Annotated in this window: 7 protein-coding genes; 5 read left to right on the top strand and 2 right to left on the bottom strand. The window is 66.6% G+C overall.

The window, feature by feature from the left end; translation table 11 throughout:
• Nucleotide 1: 1 nt before the first annotated feature.
• Nucleotides 2–919, bottom strand: coding sequence for a LysR family transcriptional regulator (locus CMO28_RS26550; RefSeq protein ID WP_296719550.1), 918 nt, complete (start codon nt 917–919; stop codon nt 2–4).
• A gap of 98 nt (nt 920–1017) precedes the next feature.
• Between CMO28_RS26550 and CMO28_RS26555 the strand changes: the two genes are divergently transcribed.
• The 5 genes from CMO28_RS26555 to CMO28_RS26575 all read left to right on the top strand — a co-directional run bounded on the left by CMO28_RS26555 (nt 1018) and on the right by CMO28_RS26575 (nt 7889).
• A complete protein-coding gene (locus tag CMO28_RS26555; RefSeq protein ID WP_296719553.1) occupies nt 1018–2007 on the top strand; it encodes a TAXI family TRAP transporter solute-binding subunit in 990 nt (329 codons plus the stop codon).
• 4 nt (nt 2008–2011) lie between these two features.
• Nucleotides 2012–3871 carry a TRAP transporter permease gene (locus CMO28_RS26560; protein WP_296719555.1) on the top strand — a complete coding sequence of 620 codons (1860 nt, stop codon included), beginning with the start codon at nt 2012–2014 and terminating at the stop codon, nt 3869–3871.
• Entirely contained in the window at nt 3868–5205 is a 1338-nt protein-coding gene (locus tag CMO28_RS26565; protein WP_296719557.1) for an acyclic terpene utilization AtuA family protein, read from the top strand. The genes CMO28_RS26560 and CMO28_RS26565 overlap by 4 nt, the downstream gene beginning before the upstream one ends.
• The gene (locus CMO28_RS26570; protein ID WP_062765538.1) at nt 5202–5510 is read left to right on the top strand and encodes a hypothetical protein; all 309 of its coding nucleotides are present in this window, start codon (nt 5202–5204) and stop codon (nt 5508–5510) included. Before CMO28_RS26565 ends, CMO28_RS26570 begins: the two co-directional genes overlap by 4 nt.
• 153 nt (nt 5511–5663) lie before the next feature.
• On the top strand, nt 5664–7889 hold the full coding sequence (locus CMO28_RS26575) for a TonB-dependent receptor (protein ID WP_296719563.1): 2226 nt from the start codon (nt 5664–5666) through the stop codon (nt 7887–7889).
• 80 nt (nt 7890–7969) lie between these two features.
• Here the strand turns inward: CMO28_RS26575 and CMO28_RS26580 are convergent, their stop codons facing one another.
• A complete protein-coding gene (locus CMO28_RS26580) occupies nt 7970–11359 on the bottom strand; it encodes a beta strand repeat-containing protein (RefSeq protein ID WP_296719565.1) in 3390 nt (1129 codons plus the stop codon).
• Nucleotides 11360–11390: the final 31 nt, after the last annotated feature.

The raw sequence follows: 11390 nt of genomic DNA on the forward strand, positions 1-11390 counted from the left end.
GTCATCGGCGCGCGCTCCGTGCCCTGACATGGGTGCGGACATGGCCGAGGAAGGCCTGGGCGGCGGGTGAGAGCGAGTGCCCCGCCCGCCAGACCAGGCCGATCAGCCGGGTGGCGCCGAAATCGGGGATCGGGCGCAGCACCAGATCTTTCGTGTGCAGCACCGGCAGGGTCAGCCGGGGCAGGGCGGTGATGCCCAGCCCTTCGGCAACCAGCGCGCCGGCGGTCGCCAGATGGGCGACTTCGAAGCGTGGTGCCAGAACCCGGCCCTGGCGCATGCAGGCGCCGTTGATCAGCTCGCGCACGCTGGTGCCCTCGGCCATGGCGATGAAGGGCATGTCGATCAGTTCGGCCCAGCCGTAGGGGCGGTCTTCCGCCAAAGGGCCGTCGGCGGTGCCGACGGCCAGAAAATCGTCGTCGAGCAGCGGATGAAAGGACAGCCGGCTGCGGGTGGAGACCGTGCCGGCGGTGAAGCCGATATCGGCGAGCCCCGCCTCAACCGCCTCGATCACGCTGCCCGACAGCGCGTCGATGATCCGCAGATCGAGCCCGGGATGGGCGGCGGAGAAGGTCTTGAGCAGGCCCGGCAGCAGACCGGCGGTGACCGAGGGCAGGCCGGCAATGGTCAGCCGCCCGCGCCGCGCGGCCAGATGCGCCTCGACCTCGGCCATGCCGTCGAGCGCCAGGTTCACCATCCGCTCCGCCACGTTCACGAAGACCGCACCGGCGGCGGTAATGTCGAGGTTGCGGGTGTCGCGATCGAACAGCCGCGCACCGAGCTTCGCCTCCAGCGCGCCGATCTGGCGCGAGAGGGCCGATGGCGACAGGCCGATGCTCTCGGCCGCGCCGCGGAACGACCCGCTGCGATGGACAGCCAGCACCGCCTGGAAATCGTCGAAGTCCGGAATGTTGCGTGACATGCATCAATTATCGCTGGAAATGCACTTTTTGCAACAGTGACCGGTTGCGATAGTGAAACCAGCGCTCCGGATGCACAGGGGCGGACAGGGAGGACAAGATGAAGACCATGTTGCTCTGCACCGTCGCCGGTGCAGCGATGCTTGGCAGTGCCACCATGATCGGTGGTGCAGCGCCTGCGGCCGCCGCGGAGACCGACCTGCTGATCGGCTCCACCTCTGCCTCGTCCAGCCATTACGGCTATTTCGTCGCCGTGGGCCAGCTGGTGAACGAGAAGGTGCCGGGGGTGAAGGCCTCGGTGGTCGAAACCGGCGCCACCATGGACAATATCCGCCGCATGGCCCGCGGGCAGATCGATCTGGGCCTGGTTACCACCAATGTCGCCCAGCATGCGGTGGCGGGCACCAACGCCTTCGCCGATAAGAAGCAGGATCTGGAACTGCTCTGGGTCTATACCGGCGCGCCGCAGAACGTGATCGTGCGCAGCGATGCGGGCGTCGAGCAGCTGGCCGGGCTCAAGGGCGTGCGCTTCAATCCGGGCATCAAGGGCTCTGCCACCGAGTCCACCACCGAAGCGGTGTTCCGCACCCTGGGGCTGAGTGCCGATTACGTGCGCGGCTCCACCACCGACATGGTGGATGCGATCAAGGACAACCGCATCGCGGGCTATGTGAAATCGGGCGCCGGGCAGAAGCTCGACGCCTCGACCATGGACATTGCGACCTTCACCGATATCCGGGTGCTGGGGCTGAGCCCCGACCAGGCCGACACGCTGCGCGCGAAGATGCCCGACATCTCGGTGGTGGACATACCCGCGGGCGCGGCCGAGGGGCTGCCGGCCTATACCACCTGGAGCTTCGGCGTGGGGGTCGGCGCCACCAGCGCACTGCCGGACGAGGTGGCCTATCAGATGGTCGATGCGGTGATGGCCGACCGCACGGTGCAGGCCAATGCGCTGGCCGATCTGGCCGGGGCGGATCTGGCCCGGATGACCCTGACCTACGGCACCGTGCCGCTGCATCCGGGTGCCGCGCGCTGGTTCACCGAGCATGGCATCGATCTGCCCGAGCGGCTGAAGCCCGTGCGTTGACCCCATGACCATGACCCGCCTTCGCAAGGGGATGGCGCTCGCGGTCGGCGCCTTCATCTTCTATACCGCGGCCGCAGGCGCCTTCGAGGGGCTGATCCAGCGGGCCTGTTTCCTGGCCCTGGTCACGGTGCTGGGCCTGCTGCTGCACCCGCTCGGCGAAGGCCGGTCGTGGCGGCCTCTGGGCGCGGTGGTGGACCTTGCCCTTGCGGCGGTCACCATCGCCGCCTGCGGCTATGTGGTCGTGAACTACGACGAGATCATGACCACGCTGCCCTGGGCCACGACGCTCGACATGATCCTGACCGCGGGGCTGGTGCTGGCGGTGCTGGAACTGGGGCGGCGGACGGTCGGCATCATCTTTCCGGCGCTGGTGGCGCTGGGCCTCGCCTATGCGCTGGGCGGCCATCTTCTGCCCGGGGCGCTGGGCCATCGCGGCTTCGACCTCGCCTTCGTTACCGAGACCATCTTCCTGGGCGATCTGGGCATCTGGGGCATGCTGACCGGGGTTGCCGCCACGGTGATCGCGGCCTTCGTGCTGTTCGGCGCGCTGCTGCTGCACACCGGCGGCGGCCAGGCCTTCATGGATGTCGCCATCCGCCTGGGCGGCCGCCAGCCGGGCGGGGCGGCCAAGATCGCGACCATTGCCAGCGGCCTGTTCGGCATGATTTCGGGCTCGGCCGTCGCCAATGTCGCGACCACCGGCAATTTCACCATCCCGATGATGATCCGGCTGGGCTATCCGCGTGCCTTCGCGGCGGCGGTGGAGGCGGTGGCCTCGACCGGCGGCCAGATCGCACCTCCGATCATGGGGGCGGCGGCCTTCGTGATGGCTGAAATCCTGGGCGTCTCTTATGTCACGATCATCGTGGCGGCGGTGCTGCCGGCGGTGCTGTTCTATGTCTCGGTCTTCGTGACCGTGCATTTCGTCGCCCTGCGCCGCGGCCTGGCGGTGGTGCCAGATGCGGACATGCCGGCATGGCGCGACATTCTGGCGCTCAGGCGGGTGGCGCCGATCCTGGCGGCGCTGGCCGGGCTGGCGCTGGGCATCCTGCTCGGCCGCTCGGCCGCCACCTCGGCCTTTTATGGCGTGGTCGGCCTGCTGGTCGCCTTCGTCGCCACCAGCCTGGGCCGGGTTCCGGCGCGGGAGATGGCGGCACGGGTGCTGGACGGCCTGGCCGATGCCGGGCGCGGGCTGGTGATCATCGGCGTGCTGCTGGCGGGTGCCCAGGTGCTGGTGTCGATGATCAACCTCACCGGCATCGGGGTGACGCTGTCCTCGCTGATCGTCACGCTCGCCGGCAGTTCGGTGGTCGCCATCGCCCTGATCGTGGCCTTCGTCTGCCTGATCATGGGCATGGGCCTGCCGACCACCGCGGCTTATGTGCTGGTCGCCGCCGTGCTGGCCCCGGCGATGACCGCGGCCGGGATCGACCCGCTGGCGGCGCATCTCTTCGTATTCTATTTCGCCACCATCTCGGTGATCACGCCGCCGGTCTGCGTGGCGGTGTTCGTGGGCTCGGGCATTGCCGGCACCAACTGGCTGCCGGCCGCCGGAGAGGCGGTGCGGCTGGGGGCGGTGACCTATGTCGTGCCCTTCCTGCTGCTGCTCTATCCCGGCATGACCATGACCGGGGGCCTGTTCGCCATCCTGGATGCCATGGCGGCGGGGCTCGCTTTGGTCATCGCGGTGCCGGCGCTGCTGACGGGGGTGCGTTTCACCGGCCGGCGCGGGCTCGATCTGGTGCTGCTGCCCGCAGCGATCGCGCTCGCCATCTGGCCGCATCCGGTGTCTCCGTTCCTCGCCTTCGCCCTGCTGATCGCCGGCAGACAGGCCGGGCGCCTGCACAGAAAGGCGGCGGTATGAAATCCTTGCGCATCGGCACCGGCGCGGGTTTCGCCGGCGACCGGATCGAACCGGCCGTCGAGCTGGCGGCCAAAGGCGATCTCGACTATCTGGTCTTCGAATGCCTGGCGGAGCGGACCATCGCGCTTGCCCAGGAGGCGCGGCTTGCCGATCCCGAGGCCGGGTTCGACCCGATGCTGGCGCGACGCATGCAGGCGGTGCTGCCGATCGCGGCCGCCAGGGGCACGAAGATCGTCACCAATATGGGGGCAGCCAACCCGCTTGCCGCGGCGCGGCTGGTCCGCCGGCTGGCAGGCGAGATGGGGCTCGGCCGGCTGAAAGTCGCGGCGATCACCGGGGATGACGTGCTGGACCGGATCGGGCCGCTGCGGCTGGAGGAAACCGGTGCGCCGGCCGCAGCACTCGGTGCCGATCTGGTCTCGGCCAATGCCTATATCGGCGCGAGCCCGATCGCCGAGGCGCTGGGGCAGGGCGCGGATATCGTGATCTGCGGCCGGGCGTCGGACCCGGCCCTGTTCCTGGGGCCGCTGGTCCATGCCTTCGGCTGGGCGATGGACGACTGGGACCGGCTTGGCCGCGGCACGCTGGTCGGCCATCTGCTGGAATGCTCGGCCCAGATCACCGGCGGCTATTTCGCCGATCCCGGGCGCAAGGACGTGCCCGATCTGGCCCGGATCGGCTTTCCGCTGGCCGAGGTGACGGAGAACGGCGATGCCGTGATCACCAAGGTGGCCGGCAGCGGCGGCCGGGTCTCGCGCGCGTCCTGCATCGAGCAGCTGCTCTACGAAATCCATGATCCGGCCTGCTATCTGCAGCCCGATGTGGTGGCGGATTTCTCGGGCGTGACCCTGACCGAGACCGGGCCCGACCGGGTGGAGGTCCGGGGCGGGCAGGGGCGTCCGGCCACCGGCAGCCTGAAGGTCTCGGTCGGATATCGCGACGGCTGGATCGGCGAGGGCCAGATTTCCTATGCCGGCCCCGGCTGCGTCGGCCGCGGCCGGCTGGCGATCGATCTGGTGCGGCAGCGCCTTGCCGAGGCGGGGCCCCGGGTGCTGGAAACGCGGGGGGAGCTGATCGGCCTGGATGCCATTGCGCCCGGCGTGACCCTGCCGGATGTGCCGGAGCCGTGCGAGGTGCGGATGCGGTTCGCGGCACGCTGCACCAGCGCCGAAGATGCCCGGCGGGTGGGGGAGGAGGTGGAGAGCCTCTATCTCTGCGGCCCGGCGGGCGGCGGCGGGGTGACCCGGCAGCTGCGCCAGGTGATCGCCATGGCATCGACCCTGATCCCGGCCGATCAGGTCACCACCCGGGTGGACATGGTGGAGGACGCATGAAGCTGCACGAGATCGCGCATGCCCGCACGGGCGACAAAGGCGATGTTTCCAACATCTCGGTCATCGCCTTCCGGCCCGAGGACTGGCCGCTGATCCGGCGGGAGGTGACGGCCGAGCGCGTCGCCGCCTGGTTCGGGCCGATGGTGACGGGCGAGGTGCGGCGCTATGAACTGCCCCAGCTTCAGGCGCTGAATTTCGTGCTGGCCGGCGCCCTGGCCGGCGGGGTTACCCGCTCGCTCGCGCTCGACGCCCATGGCAAATGCCTGGGCTCGGTGCTGCTGGGGCTGGAGATCGCCGACCACTGACCCTGAACCGCTGACGTCTGCCGTCTGGCCGCCCTCGGACACCCGGACCGGGGCGGCCGGGTTTTTCATGGGCAGATCCGGCTTGCAATCGGGCAGCGACCGCTTTAGGAGAGATACGTTATAACATTCCAAAGAACGTCAAACGGGGTTGTCATGATCGAAACCGCGCGCCGGACGGTGCTGCTCTGCACCACCGCCCTGGGGTCGCTCTTCGGTGCGATCACCGCGGCCGGGGCCGAAGAGGCCACGGTGCTGCCGAACCTGGTGGTGGGGGCGGCGAGCCCGATTTCCCGCGAGGGCACGCCCGATGACGGGCTGCCGGGGCTGTCGCCGGTAACCACCGGCGGCTTCATCGCCACCACCGTCGTCGATCGCGACCAGCTGGACCTGTCCCGCGGCCAGACGCTGGGCGATGTGCTGGACGGCGAGCCGGGCCTTACCTCCAGCGGCTTTGCCCCCGGTGCCAGCCGGCCGGTGATCCGCGGCCTGGACAACGAGCGGGTGCGGATCCAGGAGAACGGCATCGGCGCCCATGACGTCTCGGCGCTGGGTGAAGACCACGGCGTGCCGATCGACCCGATGTCGGCCGAGCGGGTGGAGGTGATCCGCGGGCCTGGCACGCTGCGCTGGGGATCGACGGCGATCGGCGGCGTGGTCGATGTGTCGAACGACCGCGTCCCGGTCGACATCGCCCCCGGCATCACCCGCGGCCGCGTTCAGGCCGGTGCCGGATCGATCGGCGGCGGGGTCGATGGCGGGGCGTCGGTGACCACCCGCAGCGGATCGGTTGCGCTCCATGCCGATGCCTTTGCACGCAAATCCAACGATTACGACACCCCCGACGGCGCCCAGCCCAACAGCGGGGTGGAAGCCGACGGCCAGTCGATCGGGGCCACGGTGTTCTTCGACCAGGGTCATATCGGCACCTCGCTGACCCGTTATGGCAGCGTCTACGAGATCCCGGGCGGCGAAGAGGCCGAGTTGCAGACCCGGATCGACATGGAGCAGATCAAGTGGCGGGCGCTCGGCGAATACCGGCCCGCGAGCGGCTTCCTGAAGGCCGTGCGCGGCCAGGTCGGCCTGTCGCGCTATGACCATGACGAGATCGCCCTGCCGCATGAGCACGAGCATGGCGACGACCACGATCATGACCATGATCACGACCATGATGATGATCACGATCACGATCACGACCATGGCCACGATCATGATCACGACGAGGCCGAAGGGCTGGGCGTCCATGGCAGCTATGCCAGCCGCGACCACGAGGCCCGGATCGAGGCCGAGCATGTGCAGATCGATACCGGCCTCGGCGCCTTGAACGGTGCCTTCGGGCTGCAGCTGAACCACCAGAAGCTCTCCACCACCGGCGAGGCGGGGGAGTTGCTGCTGCCGGCCGAGACCACGGCGGTGGCGGGCTTCGTGTTCGAAGAACTGCAGCTGGATGGCGGGCTGAGGCTTCAGGCCGCCGGCCGTCTGGAACAGGTGCGGGTGAAGGGGACCGGTGCCGATTTTCCGGCCGATCTGTTGCCCGGCGCCGATGATCCGGCCTTGCGCGACCATGATCTCGACTTCCTGGCCGGCAGCGCCAGCCTGGGCGCGCTGCAGGAGCTGGGCGGCGGCATCGTCGCGCGGGCGACCGCACAATATGTCGAGCGGGCACCGACCGCGACCGAGCTGTTCTCCAAGGGCTCGCACCACGCCTCGGGCACTTTCGAGATCGGCGATCCGAACCTCGACAAGGAACGCGCGACCACCTTCGAAATCGGTATCGGCCGGGCCACCGGCGGTTTCCGCTTCGATGCCTCGGCCTTCTACACCCGCTTCGACGGCTTCATCTACAAGCGTCTGACGGGCGTGACCTGCGACGAGGATTTCGCCTCCTGCGGCGGCACGGATGGCGAGTTCGATCAGGTGGCCTATGACCAGCGCGACGCCGTATTCTATGGCGCCGAGCTGAAGGGCCAGCTGGATGTGGCACCGCTGGCCGGCGGCATGCTGGGCCTGGACGGTCGCTTCGACAGTGTCCGTGCCGAGTTCAGCGGTGGTGAGAACGTGCCGCGCCTGCCGCCCGAGCGGCTGGGTGCCGGCATCTGGTGGGCGGATGACGCCTGGTGGGCGCGGGTGGGCGTGCTGCACGCCTTCGACCAGACCCGCACCGGGCTCAACGAGACCGAAACCGACGGCTATGACCTGGTCGATGCCGAGATCACCTGGACGACCGCCTTCACCAGCGACGGTGTGCCGACCTTCGTCACCTTCGGGGTGAAGGGCACCAATCTGCTGGACGAGGACATCCGCAACGCGGTGTCGTTCAAGAAGGACGAAGTCCTGGCCCCGGGCCGCGCCGTGCGGGCCTTTGCGACGCTGCGCTTCTGATCAGGACGGGGTATTCCCCAGACGCGAACGGCGGCGGAGGGTGACCTCCGCCGCTTTTGTCTTGTGAGGCTGTCTGGTGGTCAGAGCAGGAAGGCCGCCGCGGTCAGATCGGTGACATCGGCGTCGATGTCGATGACCAGATCGCTGTTCGCATCGCCGTCCAGATCGACGGCGATGATCGAGACACCGCTGCCCAGCCCCACGACCCGCATCTCCCCCGCCGTATGGGTGAAGACCCCGGTGCCGAGGAAGGTGAGCGCCTGATGCCCGGCCGTGTCCGGATCCACATCGATCGCCGAGAAATCGATGAGATCACCGGCCGCCCGGTTGAAATCGGTGATCCGGTCCCGGGTCCCGCCGGCCGTGCCGCTGTCGGTGATATCCATATAGACGAAGCGGTCGGCACCGATACCGCCGGTCAGGGTGTCGGCGCCGGCGCCGCCCTGAAGCACATCATTGCCGTCACCACCGCTCAGCACATCGTCTCCGGCATCGCCGAGCAGGGTGTCGCTGCCACTGGCGCCGTTGATCACGTCATTGCCGTCCCGACCCTCGATCCGGTTTGCGATCCCGTCGCCGGTGAGAACGTCATTGGCGCTGCCACCGATCAGGTTTTCGATCGAAATCAGCGTGTCGCCATCGGAGTTATAGCCGCCGATGGTGATGGTGAGGGCGGTGGTGAAGTCGTCATAGCTGGCGGTGTCGATACCGGCGCCGCCGTCGAGGGTGTCGGCGCCGCCGCGGCCGTTGAGGAGGTCGTTGCCGTCATATCCGCGGAAGACATTGATTTCAGAGCTACCGAGAAGTGTGTCTGCAAGGTTCGAACCCAAGATTTTCTCGATTGAAATCAAAGTATCTCCATCTCCGGTGGTTCCGGCTGCCAAATCAGCGATGAGTGCTATGGACATATCACCTGACCATAGGGTGTCATTCCCGTCGCCGCCGTCTAAGACATCGGTGCCGAGATAGCCGATCAGCCTGTCGTCGCCGTCGCCACCCTTCAGAACATCATCACCATCCCAGCCATTTAGCACATCGCCGCGAATACTACCGATTAGATGATCATTGGCTTGGCTACCATAGACACCTTCGGCCTCATAATATTGGTCGCCCTCAGCATCGCCTCCGTGCCCAATTCCGACGTGAAGATCGACTTCGATCGACGTGGCGCTTTTTCGGTAGTCGACGACATCCCTGATAAGCAGAGCAGCATCGTTCTCGCCGGTGCCACCATAGAAAATATCGATGCCAGCGCCAGCCACAAGCCAGTCAACACCTTCACCGCCAAAATATTTTATTCCTTTGTTTGATGATACGAGGTAATCATTAAAATCACCGCCTATAAAAATCTCCACATTAGCAGCAGTAGTTATTTCATTTATAACATAATCATTAGGATTTTGAGTCCAATTTCCATATCCAATATTTTCAGCATTCATGTCAAATACGACAGATTCTGCCGCGTTGGCATAATTCAGCGTATCAAACCCATCCCCACCATCAATGCTATCAGCACCATCACTCCGGAAGATGACGTCATCCCCAGCCCCACCGTCGATGACATTCACCCCATCGTCACCCGTCAGGCTGTCGTCAAAAGCCGAGCCGACGACATTCTCCACCGACACCAGCGTATCCGCCCCTTCACCGGTGGCGGTGCCCGCCCCCAGATCCACGGTCACGGCCGCCGCCGCGGCGGCATAGCTGACGGTGTCGTTGCCGTCGCCGCCGTCGAGGTCGTCGTCGCCCAGCCCGCCCTGCAACTCGTCATCCCCGGCGCCGCCGGTGATGACGTCGCCGCCGGCGCCGCCGATCAGCAGGTTGTTTCCGGCATCGCCGATGATCGTGTCGTTGCCGCTGCCGCCGATGACGCCTTCGATCGAGATCAGCACGTCATTGCCGCTGCTGGTGCCCTGGGCCAGATCGAAGGTGGCGTTGGTGGTGCTGGTGCTCCAGTCGCCGATGTCGAAGCCGTCGCCGCCATCCATGTGGTCGGCGTCGGCCCCGCCGGCCAGAACGTCGTCGCCCGCGCCGCCGCTGAGCGTGTCGGCGCCGTCGCCACCTTCCAGGCGGTTGTTCTGGTCGTCGCCGGTGAGGGTGTCGTTGCCCTGGCCGCCGATGAGATTTTCGATGCCGCTCAACACGTCATTCTGACTGTTCTCGCCGGTGGCGAGATTGGCGGTGATGTCGCTGCCCCAGGTGCCGGCATAGCTGGCGGTGTCGATCCCGGCGCCGCCGGTCAGGATGTCGGCGCCGTTGCCGCCGCGGAGCAGGTCGTCGCCGTCACCGCCGATCAGTGTGTCGTTGCCGTCGCCGCCGGCCAGCACGTCATCCCCGGCGCCGCCGGTGAGGGTGTTGGTGAACTGGTCGCCGCTCAGGGTGTCGTCGAAGGCGGAGCCGGTGAGGTTCTCGATCGAGATCAGCGTATCGCCCTCGGAATTCTCCCCGCCGATATCGATGGTGACTCCGATCGCGCTGTCGGCATAGCTGGCGGTATCACTGCCGGCCCCACCATCCAGCGTGTCGGCGCCGCCGCGGCCGTTGAGGATATCGTTGCCGGCATTGCCGCGGAGGATGTTGACGCCGGCATCGCCCGACAGGACATCGGCGCCGTCATATCCTTCCAGGTTCTCGATCGAGATCAGTGTGTCATTGCGGTCGTTTTCGCCGGTGGCGAGGTCGACGGTCACGTTCATCTCGAGGTAGCGCAGCGTGTCGTTGCCATCGCCGCCGTCGATCAGGTCGGCGCCACCTGCATCGCCCAGCACGTCGTCGCCGTCACCGCCGAGCATGACGTCGTCGCCGCTGAGGCCGCCGAGGGTGTCGTTGCCACCGCGGCCCTCCAGATGGTCATTGCCGGTATCCATCTCAGCGTAGAGGAAATGGTCTTGCAGAAAATCATCGCCGTCGCCACCGATCATACGGTCGTCGGCGATGGTACCGGCAAAACGCTCGATTGACGCATAGCTGTCGCCTACCGTCAGAGCGCCGAAGAAGGTGCCAGTCGAGAGATTGATATCGACGCCTTCCGTAATACTCAGATCATTCATTGATCCGAAGACTACAGCGTCAAATCCGGCGCCGCCATCGACCGTATCAGCGCCTGTTGACGCAAAATACAAGTCATCACCGCTATTGCCTTCGAATATTGTATCCTCAGAGCCAACGACAGTATCGCCGTATGTGCTGCCTACGACTTTCTCCAGTCTAGAGATCGTATCGATCACGGCGCCAGCCGCGAAGCCGGTGAAGCGACCATAACCAGCCTGCCCGGCAACAAGATCGACCAGGACGCCTGCTGCGGCATTCTGGAGCGACAGCGTATCGAACCCGTCGCCACCATCGATGACGTTTGCGCCATCGGAACCGGTGAGGACATCGTCGAAGGCCGAACCGGTAACGTTCTCGATCGAGATCAGCGTATCCGTACCCTGACCGGTCGCCGTGCCGGCGCCGAGGTTCACGGTCACAGCCGCTGCGGCGGCGGCATAGCTGACGGTG

The sequence above is a fragment of the Tistrella sp. genome (genome assembly GCF_002684955.1).
Taxonomy (GTDB): Bacteria; Pseudomonadota; Alphaproteobacteria; order Tistrellales; family Tistrellaceae; genus Tistrella; species Tistrella mobilis.